The following is a 16,618-nucleotide window of genomic DNA, read 5'->3' as shown; positions in this document are numbered from 1 at the left end:
TCGTCCGAGAACTCATCCGAGAAGGAGACACCGGCCATGGCCGCCCCCATGCTCAGCACCGTCATCGACATCCTGACCCGGCAGGCCGCGCTGCCCGCGGGCCCGGTCACGCCCACGGCCACGCTGACGGAGGCCGGGGTGGACTCCATGGCGGTCGCGGTGCTGGCGATGGTGCTGGAGGAGGAGTACGGCCTGGTGTTCACCGAGACCGTGCTGTCCGGCCAGTCCACCGTCGCCGAACTGGCCGCCTACATCGAGAGCCACCGGGCGGCCGCCGCGTGACGGCCGCCCCGCCGGCCCTCGCGACCGTGCCCGCCTCCGCGGACACGCCGTTCACGGCGGACGACCGGTTCATCGCCTGGCGGGGCCGCGACTTCCCGTGCCGGGTACTCCACCCCCTCGACACCCCCGCGTCCGTACCGCTGCTGGTCCTCGGCGGCGGCCTGCAGGACCGCCGTTCCTGGGCCCGCCTGGAACGCCGACTCGGCCACCGGCACCCCCTGGTCATCCCCGACCTCCCGCCCGCCCGCACCCCCCGCCGCGCCGGGGACCACTCCGGTGGGGACCACCTCGGCTGGGACGACCTCACCGACGCCGCCCTGCACGCCGCCGACCAGACCGGCCCCGGCCACTTCGCCGTACTGGGCGTCTCCTCCGGCTACCCGGTCGCCTACCGCCTCGCCCAGCGCCACCCCGAACGCCTCACCCACCTCCTGCTCTTCGGCGCCGCCCCCCGTCCCGGACCGCGTCTGCGCACCCTCATCCACGAGGGACTGGCCCGGGAGGCCGCGCCCGGCCCGGGCCCGCACCGGGAGGCCGCCGGGCGCCTCGTCGACCTGCTGACCAACCCCCGGGCCGGAGCGGACCGGTTGATGATCCGCGCGGCCGCCCGGATGCTGCGCAACCAGCTCACCGCCTCACCGCGGGACCCGCTGGCACGCTATGTCGCCGACCGCGGCCACCTGCTCCTGAACGACCCGCTGCCCGCCGGGGGCGTCACCGGCGTCCGCGCCCTCGTCGGGGTCGGCGCGCACGACAGCGTCACCACCGTCGAGGACAACCGGGCCGTCGCCGCGACCATCGAGCACGCCACCCTGGCGGTCATGCGGGACGCCGACCATCTGCTGCACATGGAACGCGACGCCGACTTCGCCGACCTCATCGGCCGCTTCCTGCACCGGCGGCCGCTCACCACCCCCGGCACCCTCGTCACCCGCCCCTGACCGCCCACCGCCACCACGCCGGGGAGGCCGCCGTGCACTCCGTACCCGCGCCCGCCCTGCGCGTGCTGCTCGCCACCTGGGGCACCATGGGCGACATCGCCCCCTACACCGGTGTCGCCACCGGCCTGAGCGCCGCAGGCCACCAGGTCACCGTCGTCACCTCCGCCCGGCACGCCCCGCGCTTCACCGCCCTCGGACTCCCGGTGCGCGTCATGCCACTGGACGGCCAGGAGGAACTGATGGGCCGGTCCAAGCCGTTGGGGGCGCGGGTCCGCAACGGTCAGGACATCGCCCGTACCGCCTCCGGCACCCTGCTGGACGCCGCCGCCGACGGCACCGACCTCATCCTCGCCCACCCCCTGCTGCACCCGCTGTGCGCGGTCGTCGCGGAGGGGCTGGAAACGGCGTGCACCGGGCTCTACACCGTCGGCCACGCCATGGTGCTGCCGCGACTCGCGGCGCTCGCCCCCTGGCGCGGCCACGCCCTCGCCGACCTCGGCACCCGGCTCCTCCTCGCCCCGATGCACGCACCCGCGCTGCGCCGGCTGTGCCGCACGCTCGGCCTGCCCGACCGGCCCCGGGCGCTCCTCTCCCACCTGATGCGCCGCCACCGGGCCTACTACGGCATCAGCGGCGTACTCCTCCCGGCCCGCTCCCCGCTGCCCTCGCCGCACAGCGCGCTCGGGCACTGGACACCGTCCCGGCCACCCGGCTGGCGGCCGGACCCGGCCCTGCGGGACTTCCTGGACAGCGGGCCGCCCCCGGTCTTCTTCGGCTTCGGCAGCATGCGCACGCTCGACGGCGCCCGGCTCGGCCGGATGATCGCCGAGGCCGCCGCCGCGCTCGGAGTGCGCGCGCTGGTCCAGTCCGGCGCGGCGGGGCTGTCCGCGGCATCGGACCGCGTCCTCACCATCGGGGAGTGCCCGCACGACTGGCTGTTCCCCCGGGTCCGCGCCGCGGTCCACCACGCCGGTCCCGGCACCGTCCATGCCTCGCTGGCCGCGGCCGTCCCCACGCTGCCCGTCCCGGTCGGCCTGGACCAGCCCTACTGGGCGCGCCAGGTCGTGCGCCTGGGCCTCGCCCCCGGAGCCCTCCCCGCGCGCCGCCTCACCACCGCCGGTCTGGTGCGCGCACTGGAGCCCCTGCTGCGGGACGACCGCTACCGGCGCAGAACCGAGGCGGTCTCCCGCGCGATGGCCGAACAGGACGGCGTCGCCGCACTGCTGGCGCGCTTGGCCGAGGAGACACACCACGGGTGAGGGGGACGGCGCCCCTGCGGCGGCCGGGACGCGACTCGTCAAGGGAGCCGCGTCCCGGCCTGGCGGCGGGTCAGGAGGACAGCGCCCAAACGGCGTACGCGGCCGCGTCGCTGTTGCGGTTCAGCGCGGTGTCGCTGATGTTCGCCGTGGAGTCGCACGAGGAGTGGTAGCAGCGGTCGAAGGCCTGCCCGGAGGTGCCGCCCCACTTCTGCGCCTGGGCCGCCGTCTTCCTGCTGCTGGCTCCGGTGAAGAGGCCGCCGACGGGGATGCCCGCGTTCTTGAAGGAGGCGTGGTCGGAGCGGCCGTCGCCCTCCGTCTCGATCTCGGTGGGCACCCCGAGGCCGGCGAAGTAGTCCTTGAACGTCTTCTCGATGGTCGGGTCGTCGTCGTAGACGAAGTAGCCGGGGTTCGGCGAGCCGATCATGTCGAAGTTGAGATAGCCGGAGATCTTGGCCCGCTCGGTGCGGGGCAGGTTGGCGACATAGTGCTTGGAGCCGACGATGCCGAGCTCCTCGGCGCCCCACCAGGCGAACCGCAGGTGCTTGGTCGGCTTGTACTGGGTGCGGGAGACGGCGAGCGCGGTCTCCAGGATGCCGGCCGAGCCGGAGCCGTTGTCGTTGATCCCGGCGCCCGAGCTGACGGAGTCCAGGTGGGCTCCGGCGAACACGACCTTGTTGGGGTCGCCGCCGGGCCAGTCGGCGATCAGGTTGTAGCCGGTGGCACCGTTGGAGGTGAACTGCTGGATGCTGGTGGTGAATCCGGCCGCGTCCAGCTTGCCCTTGACGTAGTCGATGGAGGCCTTGTAGCCGGGGCGGCCGTGGGCGCGGTTGCCGCCGTTGTTGGCGGCGATGGTGGAGAGCTGGTTGAGGTGCGCCTTGACGTTGGCCACCGGGATGTCCGGCGCGACGGCGGTCGCCGCGGTCCCGACGTCGGCCGGGACCGCCTGGGCGGCGGGGACGAGCAGGGTGGCCAGCAGACCGGCGGCTATGGCGAGGGCGGGGGTGGTCCGCGTGGCGGTGAGGGTCGTCATGGGGTCTCCCTGTGCGGTGGGGGAAGCGGGCGGAGCCGCGGTGGCCGGATCAGGCCCGGTTCCGGTGGGGGTGGGGGTGAGGGTGGTGGGGACGGCCGGGCTGGGTGGCGGCCGGCCGTCCCCGGCCACCCGGGGGTCAGGCGCGCGGCGGCGGCATCACGGGGAGCACCGTCGCGCCGTCACGGCAGCCGGGGGACGGGGCCTCCCGCGCGTGCCGGAAGGGCGTCACTTGACGTTGACGGCCGTCCAGGCCTTGCCCACGGCGGCGACCTCGGCGCTGCCCGCGCCGTAGAGACTCGCGGCGGCCTGCAACGTCCCCTGGCGGGCGCCGGCGTAGGTGGTGGTGGAGGTGAAGTACGAGGTCAGCGCCTTGTACCAGATCTTCACCGCCTTGTCCCGGCCGATGCCGGTGACGGTGGAGCCGTCCTTGCTGCGGCTCTCGTGGCGGACGCCGTTGATGACCTTCGACCCGCTGCCCTCGGAGAGCAGGTAGAAGAAGTGGTTGGCCACGCCGGAGGAGTGGTGGACGTCCAGGTTCCGGGTCCCGCTGTCCCAGTAGTCGGCCGACTCGCCGTCCCGGCTGGGGGTGTCCATGTAGCGCAGCGGCTTGCCGTCGCCGAAGTAGTTGATCTTCTCGCCGAGGAAGTAGTCGCCCTTGTCGGCGGTGTTGCCGGCGTGGAACTCGATCGCGGTGCCGAAGATGTCCGAGGTGGCCTCGTTCAGGCCGCCCGACTCGCCGCTGTAGACGAGGCGCGCGGTCGCGGCGGTGACGCCGTGGCTGAACTCGTGCCCCGCCACGTCGAGCTGGGTCAGCGGGCTCTTCCCGTCGCGGCCGTCACCGTAGTAGATCGAGTAGGTGGGGTCGTCGTAGTAGGCGTTGGCGTGCTTGACGCCGTAGTGGACGTGCGAGGTGGGCGCCGTGCCGTTGTTCCGGATGCCGTCGCGGCCCAGGACGCTCTTGTAGAAGTCGTGGGTCTTGGCGAAGCCGTGCGCGGCGTCGACGGCGGCGGTCTGGCGGTTGGTCGGCTTCCCGTCGCCCCAGACGCCGTCGGCGTCGGTGAACAGGGTGCCCGAGCCGCTGGTGCGGCCGCCCAGATCCACCGTGCGGTGCCCGCCGCGGGTGCCGTCCACGAGCTGGTAGCCGTTGGCGCCGCGGGTGTCGACGAGGTCCACGGTGCCGCTGTACTGGCTGGTGTCGTCGGCGACGTTGTCGATCGCCTGGTACTCGTACAGCTTCTTGCCGGTGGTGGCGTCGGTGATGACGTGCAGGCGGCTGGGCGTGCCGCCCTCCTGCACTCCGCCCACCACCGTCTCGTACGCGAGGACGGGGGTCCCGCCCGCCGCCCAGATCACCTTGCGCGGGGCCTGGTCCTTGCCCGCGGTGGTGGGCTTCTCCACGTCGGCGGCCACCGCGGCCTCGACGGCGGCCGACGCGGCGCGGCCCGGGCCGAGCTTCGGCGTCAGGGAGCCGACCGCGACGGAGCGTTCGGTGGCCTTGGTGACGCCTCTGAGCGTGCCGTCCTTCGTGCGGTGGACGACGAGGTCTCCGCCGAGGACGGGCAGACCGCCGTAGGTGCGGTCATAGCGGGTGTGCACGGTGCCGTCGGCGTCCCGCACGACATCGCGGACGACCAGCTTCTCCTGGGCGTCCAGCCCGAGGGCGGCGGCCGTGCCCGCGAGCGAGGTGTCCGGGGTTCCCGCGGGGGCCAGCGCGTCGGCGGAGTTCGCGCCGCCGACCGCCAGCAGGGCCACCGCCACGGTGGCGGCTCCGCCGGCCAGGGCGAAGCGCTTGCGGGATATCGGTATGGAGGATGACACGTCTGCTCCATTGCGTAAGTGGGGGGTTGGCGGGCGTGGGTGGCGCCCGCCGGCCGGGGCGGTTCGTCCCGGAGGTGGCAGGAGACTAGCCAGCGCTGCATGGGCATGCCAAGCACGGATGTCCGATGTGTGGCCGTTCGCGAACTTGCTGCTGGACCACTTCACACACCTGCAACGCTGACGACTCGTCTGCACCTTCGATCACACGCGCACCATCTGGCAAGACGCGTGGGTCGCCGAAGAATTAACAGAACTCCCGGCCAACTGTGCCGAAGCCGCGCGTCCGTCAAGGCCTGCCGGGCCGGCCGGCGCCGCCGGCCGCCGCCGACGGGAACGGGGACGGGGACGGGGACGGAGGAATGGAGCGGCTGGTGGAGGTTGCGGGGTGCATCGACCCGGTCCCCGCAACGGGAGGTGGTGAGGTCGCGGTTGGCCGAAACGCGGATGGGCTGTGGTCTCACGCCGGGGAGACGTATGACCACCTCTTGGTCATTTCTGGCCCGTTGTCGTCTCCTGACGGGTCCGTTCCGCGAACTACAGTCACCCGGGCCCGACCGACCCACCACCACCGGCCCGACCCGGCCGGGAAACAGGGGGATGACAGCAATGCGCCGTAGAAACGCAGTTGGACGCTTAGGGCGAGCCGTCACCGCGGCCGCCGTGCTCACCGCCATGGGCCTTGCCGCCCAACCGGCCCTCGCCCAACCGGCCCTCGCTCAACCGGCCGCGGCCCCACCGGCCAAGGCCGCGCCCGCCGCCGGGCCTGTCGCGGGGCAGGGGTGTGCGGCGGCCGACCTGGGGAAGCGCCATCCGTTCATCAAGACCACCGAAGTCTCACCGACGATCACCCACTTCAAGGGCTGGTACGTCACCGAGGGCACGACCGGCACCCACACCGTCTCCACCAGCACCCAGACCGTCATCGCGGTCTCGGTCGGCGTCAACGGCAATGTGGAGGGCGGCTTCGGCTCCGAGGTCCTCGGCAAGGTCGGCGCGAGCCTGGGCCTGAACGTGAAGGTCGACTACACCTCCACCAGCGAGGTGTCGGACTCCATCGTCTGGAACTTCGTCCAGCCCGGCTACTACGGGCTCTACAAGGGCACCAAGAAGGTCACCGGCACCTACGGCAGCCTGCACTGCAACCGCGTCCAACAAGGCGGCGGCAGCTACACGTTGCAGTGGGTCAAGGGCTCCGACAGCGGCAGCTACACCACCTACACCACCCTTGAGGAAGGCGCGGTGCGCTGCGAGGACAGTGTCCCCGCCCACAGCATCATGGCCAAGGCGCAGACCCTGCTGGACTGCGGCAGCGCCACCGCCACCGCCGAGCACGCGGCGGGCCCGGTCCCCTCGGCGAAGGCGGAGGCGAAGGCGAAGGCGGAGGCCACCGCGGCCCGGCACACGGCCGGGAGCGCCACCGAGGCCACCAGGAGCGCGAAGGCCGGCCCGGCCACCGCAGCCACCGCACGGGCCGCCCTCACCTGCGGCACCGACGTCTACAAGATCGCCGTGCCCGGCAAGCCCCTGTCCTTCGGCGCGCCGCTGCTGGCCAACGACGGTGTCCGCCTGCGGCCTTCGACCATCTTCAGCGCCCACCTGGACCACTGGCGGCTGTGCGATGTGACGGAGAACAACGGCGTCCTTGAGGCGACCCTGTGGAATTGGGGCAACGGCGGGTGCGCGACCATCGCCCCGCAGAACCCGGCCACCGAGCGGGCGGTCCTGATGACGGCCGCCTGCGCGGAGGACGACCTCCAGCGCTTCTACGTCTACCGCGACGTCCCCGGCTCCGGGAAGATCGGCCTCCAGAACAAGTACACCGGCTCCATGATCGGCCATGACCGCTACGCCGACGGCGAGTTCCTCCGCCAGTACAGCAGCGGCAGGCAGGACGGCACCGGCACCTACGACCTGGTGAAGGTCTGACCGCCGACCAGCCGCAGACGCTCGGGCCCCGGCGATTCCGGCCAGGGCCCGAGCCGTGTGCGTTGACGCGGGGACTCCGGGGCGGTCGGTCGGTTGCGGTGTCTCAGCCGGCGGGGGGCCCGGACGCGCTGCCGAAGAGCAGGGTGACCTTCAGGGTGCCGGCGGCGCCGGCCTTGGCCACCGTGGCGCTGCCCTCGGCGGTGAACCCGACGCCGAACTCGACTGTATAGCCGGTGGGGCGGTCGGATTCGGGGAGGTCCCGGACCCCTTGGGCCACCTCCTGGGCGATGCGGGTGACGACCGAGCGGGTGCGGACGACCGCGGCGTCCACGCGTTCGGCGACCCGGTCGGCGACGGACGTGTGCTCCGACCCGTACGGGGTGGTGGGCGGGGGAATCTCTATCAGCACCCTGCCGTCACCGGCCGGGATCTCCATGACATCCATGGAAGAGGCATCGTAGGGACAGCCGCAGTCGGCGCGCAGGGAAACGGTCCAACGACGCGGTGCGGGGGGAAAAGGAGGAGAGGGAGGGAGGAGGAGAGGGAGGGAGGAGGAGAGGGAGGGCGGGGGGACGCGGTTCGCGGAAAGCACTCCGGCTCCCGATCCGGGCTGGATACCATCGCCGGACGACCGTCCAGGGTGTCGCGGGTGGATGTGTTCGAGAGGCCGGAGGCTGATGCGGGAGCCATCTCCGAATCCGGGTGTCGCGCCGTTCGCGGGGCGGGTGCTGTGCGGCGGTGAGGCCGTCGGCTCCGGTGTGGTCGTGCACAACAGCGGGCTGATCGCCACCTGCTGGCATGTGATCGCGGCTCGCCCCGGCGGGGGAGGGCTGGGGTTCACCACTCTCGACGGGCGGTACTCCTTCCCCGTCATGGTGGACGGGGAGCCCGACCGCCGCCATGACCTGGTGCTCTTACGCCCGGCCGACCAGGTACGCCTTCCGGCTCTGGAGGCCGCGTGGCTGGTCGCGGCGGACTGCGTGCCGGCCGCGGAGCCGTTCACGGTCCAGGGGACCGGCACGGTCAGGGACCCGGGGCATGTGTACGAGTTCCTGTCCGCCACCGGCAGGATCATCGGTCCGGCCCAGCGCGACGGGGCCACCTGGCTGGCGGTCGAAAGCCGCCAGCTGCTCCGCGGCATGAGCGGCGGCGCCCTCGTCAGCGGCACCCATGGTGGTGTGCTCGGCCTCCTGGGTGAGCGCTACAACCCGCCACCGGGGGAGACCTGGATGCGTGACACCGGCTGGGCCATCCCCGCCGACCGGGTCGCGGCGCTCCGACCGGAGCTGCTCACCGCCATCCGGCTGCGCCGCGCCCCGTCCACGCCTCCCGCCCGGCTGGCCGTCTGGCACACCCGCAACCAGCGCCGAGCCTCCGCCTTCACCGGGCGGGAGGACGAACTGCGGGCGGTGCGGGGCCTGCTGGCGCCGGGAAGGCCCGGGACCGTCGCCGTGTGCGGGGTCGGTGGCAGCGGAAAGACCCGGCTGGTCCTGGAGCACGCCCACCGCCGGTCCTCCGACTACGACGTGGTGTGGCTGGCGCGCGCCACCTCCCTCGACTCCGACCTGCGGGAACTGGCCTCGGCGCTGGCCCTGGAGGACAGCGCGGGCGACCCGGCGGCCGCGCTGCGCGGATGGCTGGCCACCCACAGCCGCTGGCTGCTCGTCATCGACGGCGCCGACGACCCGCCGGCCGTGCTCGACCGGATTCCCGGTGGGGCCGGGCATGTCCTCATCACCAGCAGGGACACCCAGTGGGGCAGCGCTGCCGAACGGGTGAGTCTGGGCGCCCTGGACCGGCCTTCGGCTGTCGCGTTCCTGCGCCGGCGGGGTCTGACGGCCGGGGAGGAGGAGCTGCAGGGCCTGGCAGCCGCCGTCGGCGACCTGCCCCTCGCACTGGAACACGCGGCCTCCTTCCTCCTGGCCACCGCCCGGCCGCTGAGCGAGTACCGCGCGCTCCTCGACGAGCGGGCGGCCGAGTTGCTGGCCGACTCCAGCAGCCCCGACTACGCGACACCGATCGCCACGACCTGGTCGATCTCCTTCGACCGCCTGCGCACCGAGGACGCGGCGGCCTGGGAACTGCTGCGCCTCCTCGCCTTCCTCGCCCCCGACGACCTCCCCACCGAAACGCTCACCGCCGACGGGACGCTGCCGCCACGCCTGGGCTTGGCGCTGGAGGACCCGCTGCGGCTGGCCCGCACCCAGGCGCACCTCGCACGCTACTCCCTCGCCCATGTCACCTCGGATTCCATCAGCGTGCACCCCCTCGTCCAGACCGTGGTCCGGGAGATAGCCCTCGGCAGCGCCCAGCGGGCCCAGTGCGCGAGCCACGCCGTCGCCCTGCTGCGCCGCTCCTTCCCCGCCGAGTCCCATGACGTCGACCACTGGCCGGCCTGCGGGCGCCTCGCGGCCCATGCGATCAGCGCCGCCCGCTACGCGGAGCAGTCGAACGTCACCCTGACCGAGGCCTCCTGGCTGCTGGACCGGGTCGCCACCTACCTGGAGCGCCGGGTGGACAGCCAGACGGCCTTCCCCCATGCGAAGAAGGGCTTGGAACTGCAGGAACGCAGCGGGGAGACGGACACCGACGAGGCAGCCGCCCGCTACAACAACCTGGCGATGACCTACTTCAACCTCGATGACCTGCCCCGGGCGCGTGAGCTGCTGGAGCGCGCCCTGGCCATCGACGGGTTCCGCCGGCGCCGCCACCGGCAGCCGCCGCACGGCGGACGCCTGGTGAACTACGGCGTCGTCCTCTACTTCCTCGGCGAGGAGGGCGGGGACCCGGACCTGCACCAGCAGGGTGTCGAGTTCATGAAGCAGGGCGTCGCGAACGCGGATCCCTCGGACGAGTACTTCGGGCTGATGCTGCTGAACCTGGCCGCCGGACACCGCGAACACGGTCTGCTGGACCAGGCCGCGGAGCTGCTGGAGGTGGCAGAGCAGGCCGAGCGGCAGCGCTTCGGCACCGACCACCCCTCCTATGCGGCGGTCCTTGAGGAGTCCGCCCGTCTCGCCGAGACCCGAGGGCTGATCGACCAGGCCGTCGACTCATGGCGAACGGCGGCCGCCATCCTGCGGGAGCGCCTCGGTCCTGACGCGCGGCAGACACACCGCGCGTTCCTGGGCTACTTCCAGACGCTCGTCGGCGACGGCCGCACCGAACAGGCCCTGGAACTCGCCGACCACCTCCGCACCCACCTCGTGTTCGGCGACGGCGGCACCGGCGGCGAGGACCCCTCCGACCTCCTGGGCGCCGTCGGCATCTTTCTGCTGCGGTCCGGCCGCCCCGCCAAGGCCCTTGACTGGTTCTACGACCAGGCCGCACTGCTCGAAGCGTGCTTCGGCCCCCAGTCCTGGGAACTCGCCCTGGCGGAGAACAACATCGGCCTCACCCTGCTGGACCTCGGCCGAAAGGCGGAGGCGCGACAGGCCCTGCACCGCGCGGTCGAGCTCGCCCAGCCCCGACTGGACCGGGCGGTGCCCGTCTACCACGTCAACTACGCCCTCGCCCTGGCCCTGACCGGAGACACCGACGGCGCGCTCTCCCACGTTCACACGGCGCTGGAGACCGACCGCCGGAACGACTCCAACGACCGCGGACAGGTCCTGGTCAAAGCAGCGCGAGCCGAGATCGCGGCCTCCCGTCCCCACGCCGCCCGGGCTCATCTCCGAGAAGCACTCGACCTGCTGCCCACCAGCCCGCTGCCCGAAGCACTGCGGGAGCAGCGGCGATCCGACGCCACCCGGCTGCTCGCCGCACTGGACACCGCTGCCGAGGGAGGCGGGTGACCGGCACGCTCAGCGCAGGGCGCGGATCGCCGGGCTGACGGCGACCACACCGGCGCAGGCCAGTACGGCGCCGCCGCAGACCAGGAACAGCGCGGTGGTGCCATACGGGAGGAGCACACCGGCGACCACATAGGACAGAGGGTCGAACGCCACCGTGGCCAGCACCACCAGGCTGGTCACCCGGCCCAGCAGCCGGGTGGGCACCCGCTCCTGAAGGGTGGCCACGATGACCACCCCGAGGAACGCGGACCCCAGGCCGATCAGCCCGACCACCGCCGTGGCGGCGGCGACCTGGGTGGTGGCGGCCAGCCCGGCCATGCCCGCGCCGATCGCCGCGACCCCGCCGACCACGGTCCAGCCGCGCCGGGTGGGCGGCCACCAGCCGGCCAGCAGCGAGCCGGCCAGCGAGCCGGCGCCGAAACCGGAGAGCACGATGCCGAAGGAGCCCGCGCCACCGAGGCGTTGCTCGGCGAGCACCGCCCCGCCCACCAGTACGGGGCCCACGACCGCGATGTTGATCAGGGCGACGGCCGCCAGCATCGCCCGTATCAGCGGTTCGTTCCAGGCGTAGGCCAGGCCCGCGCCGAGGGCACGCGGGCTGCTGAGCTGCTCGGCCTCGGCCTCGGCGTCGGCGTCGGCGTCGGCGGTGTCCGGAGGGGCGCCCCGCACCGTGCGGACCAGCGTGCTCAGGGCTACGGCGGCCAGCGCGGCCAGCGCCGCGATGCCGCCGAGCGTCGCGTCGAAGCCGACCGCGGCGATGACTCCGGCGGCCACCGCCGGGCCGATCAGATCGCCCCCCGACTCCGCGCCCTGCACCAGCGCGTTGACCCGGGAGAGCTTCCCGGTCGGCACCACGGCGGGCACCAGCGCCAGGGCGGCCGGGAAGTACGCGGCGTCGGCCACCCCGAGCAGCGCGGCGAGCAGCGCGACGGTCGTCAGCGACGGTGAGGTGAGGGTGACCACGGCGACGAGCGCGAGCAGGACGGCGACCCGCAGCCAGCAGGCCACGGCCGTGACCCGGGCGGCGCCGAGGCGGTCGACCAGCACCCCCGCGGGCAGCAGCAGCGCCGCCCGCGGCAGCGCCACGGCCACCAGGACGAAGCCGGTGGCCAGGCCTGGCTCGGACAATTCGAGGACGAAGAGGGTGAGCCAGACCAGGAACAGCGCGTCGACGGTGGCGGCCAGCCCTTCCCCCACGACCAGGCGGCGCAGCCCGCGATCAGGGCCATGGGTCGGCTCCGTGGTCACGGCCGGCTCCCCGGACGGGTGCTGACGAACATGCACGAACGGTACAAGAGCGGGATACCACCCTGGTCTGCTGAGGGAAAGGCGTCTGTCGAAGGAGGAGTGCGGGCCGCTAGGCGATGTGGGTGCCCCCGTCGACCAGCAGGGTGGTGCCGGTGACATAGGAGGCCGCGTCGGAGACCAGGAACACCAGGGCGGCGGCCAGCTCTTCGGGGCGCCCGACGCGGCCCGAGAGCACCCGTTCCCTCACCGTATCGAGGTAGCCCTCGGGGTAGCCGTCGGTCATCGGAGAGGTGAAGAGGCCCGGCGCCAGGGCGTTGACGCGGATGCCCCGGCCGGGGGTCCACTGCTGGGCGAGGTCCCGGGTGAGGCCGAGGAGCCCGGCCTTCGACGCCGTGTAGGCGGCCTGCGGCAGACCGCCCGTGACCAGGGCGAGGACGCTGGAGACATTGACGATGGCACTGCCGGGCAGCATCACCGCGCCCGCGGCCTGGGCCGTCCAGTAGGAGCCGTGGAGGTTGGTGTCCAGGACCTCGCGGAACTGCTCGGGGGTCTCCTCCTCCGCCGGCCGCTCACCGCTGATCCCGGCGTTGTTGACCAGGATGTCCACCCGTCCGAACGCCTCCATGGCCGCGTCGATGAGCGCGCGGCAGTCCTCCGGACGGGTCACGTCGGTGCGTGCCGCGACGGCCCGGCGGCCCAGCCCTTCGACCGCCGTGCGCACCGCCTCCAGCCGCTCGGCACGGCGGGCGCCGAGCACCACATCGGCACCGGCCTCGGCCAGCGCGTGGGCGAAGGCGGTGCCCAGCCCGGAGGAGGCGCCGGTGACCACGGCCACCCGGCCGTCGAGCCGGAAGCGGTCGAGAACGCTCACGGCAGCCCGGCGCCGCGGTGCTCGGCGAGATGGTCCACCAGATCGCCGACCGTCCTCAGCTCCGGGACCCGGTCGTCGGGGATCCGCACCCCGAACCTGTCCTCGATCGCCACGGTGATCTCCACCATCGACAAAGAGTCGATGTCGAGGTCCTCGGTGAAGGACTTCTCGGCGGTGACCTCGGCGGGGTTGAGACCGGTGACCTCTTCGACGATCTCGGCGACGGCATCGAGGATGTCGGTGGCGTGGGGCATGGGCTCCTCCTTCTGGGTGCGGCTCCGGCGTCAGACGCCGAGGTGCCGTCGGTAGGTGGTGAGGGTGCGCAGAAAGCCGTCCAACTGCTCCTCGGTGTGGCCGGCGTGCGGGAAGAGGCGCAGCATCGCCTGGTTGCGGGAGACGGCCGGATAGGAGAAGACCGGGACGAGGTAGCCGTCCGCCACGAACCACTCCCGCATCTGCAGGGCGGCGGCGTCGTTCCCGATCGGCACCGAGAGCATGTACGACTCGGTGGGCGTCGTCGCCGTACCGGCCTCGTGCATCTGCCGGCGGAGCCGCGCGGCGTGCGCCAGATAGTCGTCCACGATGGCCGGATCGGCGGCCAGGGCCTCGATCGTGCGGGTGGCGGCGTGGGCGGTGGGCGGCTGGATGGCGGCCGTGAACATCGAGGTGCCGGAGAGCAGTTCAAAGGCGTCGATGGCCGCCGCCGGCCCGGCGATCGCGCCCCCCTCCAGACCGATGGCCTTAGACAGGGACACCATCACGAAGTCGGCCCGCTCCCGGATCGCCGCCGCCTCCCGGGCGTACGGGCGGTGCTCCGGCCCGTAGACCATGAAGCCGTTGGCGTCGTCGATCATGCTGATGGCGCCATGGCGGTCGCACTCGTCCAGGATCTCCGTGATCGGCCCCATGGTGCCGTCGGCCGAGTAGATGCTCTCGGCGATCACCACGGTCTTACCGGCCCGGACCCGGTCCAGGATCCGCGCCAGGTCGGAGACGTCGTTGTGCCGGAAGGCGTGGACGTTGCGGCCGTAGCCGAGGCCTTCCAGGCCCTTCCAGACGCTCCAGTGGACATCGCGGTCCACCACGAACACGGTGTCGTGGTTGCGCACCTCGATCCCGGTGTCGAAGTGCGCGGAACTGCTCATGGCGTTGACGAACCCGATGTTGGCCAGCAGTCCGGTGGCGAAGCTGATGGCCCGCTCCTTGCCGGTGCGGCGGGCGATCGTCTCCTCCAGCACCTGGTGCGGCCGGCAGATCCCCTGGGTCATCCGGGAGCCGCTGGTGCTCAGACCGTGGGCGAGCGCCCCCTCGGCGAAGTGCCGCCGCACCGGGATGTGGCGCTCCAGGTCCAGGAAGCTGATGCTGGCGAAGTTCACCAGCTCGCGGCCGCCGCGGACGATGGTCGGCCCCACCGGGCCGTCCACCACCGGCGGGCGGTACGCGGTGTCATGGGTGTTGGCCTCGACGAAGGCGGCGAAGGCCCAGGGGGCCAGTCGGTCCGCGGACGGTACGGGGGTGTGGGACACGGTCATGGCGGGGTGTCTCCTCCACGAGGGGCGCGGGTCGGTAAGGGCTCCAGTGCCGCGGCGAGATGGCCGAGCGAGGCCGTCCCGGCCAGTTCGTCCGAGGCGATCCCGGTGAGGCCGCGGTGGTGGAGCAGCGCCAGCAGACGGGGGACGGCGACCAGGGTGACGCCGTGGTCGGCGAGGCAGCGGCCCATGTCCACGACGCCGGGGCCGTGGAGGGACCCCACGGCGGCGACGGCGGCGGCCAGGGCCCGTTCGGGGGCCGTCGCGGGCGGGCGGGACGGGGCCCGTGCGCTTCCCACGTCGGTGGTCCTGGGGCCTTCGCCTTCCGGGGTCAGCACATAGCGGTCCGGGGTCATCAGATCGGGCACCTCGCCGAGGTGGTCCAGGACATGGCGGTGCAGGTCCTCGGCGGTGGTGCCGGGGGCGGTACGGGCGTGTGCGACGAGTTGCCGTCCACCGCCCGGCCCCCTGGCCCCCCGGTCGGGCGCCACCGTCGCCTCCAGAACTCCGGGATGGCCCCGTAGCACCTCCTCGACCGCGGGCAGGCGCACCCATCCGCGCGGGGCGCGCCACCAGCCGGGAGCGGCCGGTGCGAGTGGGCGGGCCGGGACCGGGCAGTCGGCCCCGTCGGCGAGCGCCCGCAGCAGAGCGCAGAGGCGGACCGGCAGCGCGGCGGCCTGCCCGGCGTCGAGCAGCTGGTCCCCGACCGTGACATCGAGGGTGAACACCCCCGCGTCCAGGGCGAGATCGGCGTAGAGCGTGTCGCAGGGCTCGTCGGGCGCACTGCGAATCCAGCCGGCGGGCCCCTCGGGTGGGGTGTACTGCTCCGGCAGCAGATAACCCCGCGGCCACGAGTAGCAGTTGTACTCGATGGTGGGGACGGCCACCACACCGCGCCGGCGGTCCATCCGGGCCTGCGCGGCGACCAGTCGCGCGGGGTGGTAGCGACCATGCCGGTACGCCGTGGCGCAGGCGGCCGCGACCGAGGCGGCCACCTCGCCGAACGCCGCGCCCGGGCGCAGGTCGATCTGCACCGGAACGGTCAGGGCGCGGACGCCGACGCTGCCGCGCAGGGCGGCCCGGGCCCGGTTGGCCACCACCACCGAGGCGAGGAACCGGTGTTCACCGGTGCGGGTGGCGACCTCATGGGCCAGGGCCGCCAGGACCGCGGTCTCCGGGCTGACCCGGTGCCGCCGGGCGACCCGGTCCAGGTCCCCGTACGCCTCCACCGAGCGGTGCTGGAGGCGGTGGCGCCCGGCGCCGTCCGCACGGCCGCCGAACGGGGCCAGCACCCCCGCCGGGTTGGCCGCGAGCCGGGTGAGCCACTCGCGCTCCGCCGCCCGGGCGCGCTCCGAGGGCCGGGCGGCGGTCATGTCCAGCGGACGTACGAACGACTCCGCCGGTACCTCCTTACCGCGCAGCAGGTCGTGCAGCTGGCTGAGGAGCGCGGCCAGCCCCCAGCCGTCGATCACCACATGGTGGGCGGTCAGCAGCACCGCGCGCGGGGTGCCCGACTCCAGCAGTACCCGGGCGCGCCAGGGCGGTTCGCGTTCGGGGTCGATCGGGAGGGCGGCCAGCGCCGCCGTGGCGGCCTCCAGGGTGGCGGTGTCGGCGAGGGGGACGTCGAGCCGGTCGATCGGCAGCGGGGCCCAGTCCGCCCGGTGCACATACCGGACCGGGCGCAGCGGATCGACGGTGGTGCGCAGCTCCTCATGGCGGGCGGTGAGGGCCGCCAGCGCCGCGTGGACATCGGCGACGGTCGCCGGGGGCGGGATATGGCAGTGGTCGGCGAGCGGTGTCGGGTTCACCCGCCGGGGCGCCGGAATGGTCCGCTCGTACCAGTGCCACTGCTGGACCCAGTCCAGCGGTCGGCCGCGCGGGGCGGGGGCGGTGGCCCGCTCGGGGAGGTGGTCCACGCCC

At 73.4% G+C, this 16,618-nt stretch carries 12 protein-coding genes and 1 pseudogene; 5 read left to right on the top strand and 8 right to left on the bottom strand.

From position 1 onward, the window contains the following. Positions 1-36: 36 nt before the first annotated feature. Genes ABZ945_RS06520 through ABZ945_RS06510 form a run of 3 tightly spaced genes read left to right on the top strand, consistent with a single transcriptional unit; the run spans position 37 to position 2,482 of the window. On the top strand, positions 37-282 hold the full coding sequence (locus ABZ945_RS06520) for an acyl carrier protein (RefSeq protein ID WP_361264874.1): 246 nt from the start codon (positions 37-39) through the stop codon (positions 280-282). Next, positions 279-1,223: an alpha/beta hydrolase gene (locus tag ABZ945_RS06515; RefSeq protein WP_361264871.1), complete on the top strand. Its 945-nt coding sequence runs from the start codon at positions 279-281 to the stop codon at positions 1,221-1,223. Before ABZ945_RS06520 ends, ABZ945_RS06515 begins: the two co-directional genes overlap by 4 nt. 32 nt (positions 1,224-1,255) lie before the next feature. Further along, positions 1,256-2,482, top strand: a complete 1,227-nt coding sequence (locus tag ABZ945_RS06510; protein ID WP_361264868.1) for a glycosyltransferase — start codon at positions 1,256-1,258, stop codon at positions 2,480-2,482. A 73-nt stretch (positions 2,483-2,555) separates the two neighbouring features. On the opposite strand, the pseudogene ABZ945_RS06505 reads toward ABZ945_RS06510, so the two are convergent. Together ABZ945_RS06505 and ABZ945_RS06500 are read right to left on the bottom strand one after the other, a co-directional pair. Then, positions 2,556-3,512, bottom strand: a pseudogene (locus tag ABZ945_RS06505) (M28 family metallopeptidase); the annotation flags it as partial. A 225-nt stretch (positions 3,513-3,737) separates the two neighbouring features. Beyond that, the gene (locus ABZ945_RS06500) at positions 3,738-5,330 is read right to left on the bottom strand and encodes a M4 family metallopeptidase (RefSeq protein ID WP_361264865.1); all 1,593 of its coding nucleotides are present in this window, start codon (positions 5,328-5,330) and stop codon (positions 3,738-3,740) included. Positions 5,331-5,936: 606 nt separating this feature from the next. Here ABZ945_RS06500 and ABZ945_RS06495 point away from each other — a divergent pair. Beyond that, complete coding sequence (locus ABZ945_RS06495) at positions 5,937-7,256, top strand: hypothetical protein (protein WP_361265276.1); 1,320 nt, start codon at positions 5,937-5,939, stop codon at positions 7,254-7,256. 103 nt (positions 7,257-7,359) lie between these two features. Here the strand turns inward: ABZ945_RS06495 and ABZ945_RS06490 are convergent, their stop codons facing one another. After that, positions 7,360-7,701 carry a CU044_2847 family protein gene (locus tag ABZ945_RS06490; protein WP_361264862.1) on the bottom strand — a complete coding sequence of 114 codons (342 nt, stop codon included), beginning with the start codon at positions 7,699-7,701 and terminating at the stop codon, positions 7,360-7,362. 232 nt (positions 7,702-7,933) lie between these two features. On the opposite strand from ABZ945_RS06490, the gene fxsT reads away from it, so the two are divergent. Further along, entirely contained in the window at positions 7,934-11,050 is a 3,117-nt protein-coding gene (fxsT, locus tag ABZ945_RS06485; RefSeq protein ID WP_361264859.1) for an FxSxx-COOH system tetratricopeptide repeat protein, read from the top strand. A 9-nt stretch (positions 11,051-11,059) separates the two neighbouring features. Here fxsT and ABZ945_RS06480 read toward each other — a convergent pair whose 3' ends face one another. The 5 genes from ABZ945_RS06480 to ABZ945_RS06460 form a co-directional block, all read right to left on the bottom strand. Next, positions 11,060-12,298 carry an MFS transporter gene (locus ABZ945_RS06480; RefSeq protein WP_361264856.1) on the bottom strand — a complete coding sequence of 413 codons (1,239 nt, stop codon included), beginning with the start codon at positions 12,296-12,298 and terminating at the stop codon, positions 11,060-11,062. Between the two features lie 109 nt (positions 12,299-12,407). Further along, entirely contained in the window at positions 12,408-13,169 is a 762-nt protein-coding gene (locus ABZ945_RS06475; RefSeq protein WP_361264853.1) for a glucose 1-dehydrogenase, read from the bottom strand. Then, positions 13,166-13,423, bottom strand: a complete 258-nt coding sequence (locus ABZ945_RS06470; RefSeq protein ID WP_361264850.1) for an acyl carrier protein — start codon at positions 13,421-13,423, stop codon at positions 13,166-13,168. Before ABZ945_RS06470 ends, ABZ945_RS06475 begins: the two co-directional genes overlap by 4 nt. A gap of 30 nt (positions 13,424-13,453) precedes the next feature. After that, the gene (locus ABZ945_RS06465; protein WP_361264847.1) at positions 13,454-14,701 is read right to left on the bottom strand and encodes a pyridoxal phosphate-dependent aminotransferase family protein; all 1,248 of its coding nucleotides are present in this window, start codon (positions 14,699-14,701) and stop codon (positions 13,454-13,456) included. After that, positions 14,698-16,614, bottom strand: coding sequence for a condensation domain-containing protein (locus ABZ945_RS06460; protein ID WP_361264843.1), 1,917 nt, complete (start codon positions 16,612-16,614; stop codon positions 14,698-14,700). The genes ABZ945_RS06465 and ABZ945_RS06460 overlap by 4 nt, the downstream gene beginning before the upstream one ends. Positions 16,615-16,618: the final 4 nt, after the last annotated feature.

This window comes from Streptomyces sp. NPDC046887, from assembly GCF_040644755.1.
Lineage (GTDB): Bacteria > Actinomycetota > Actinomycetes > Streptomycetales > Streptomycetaceae > Streptomyces > Streptomyces lichenis.
Note: the sequence above shows the minus strand (reverse complement) of the source record. Positions and strands in the feature narration are given on the sequence as shown.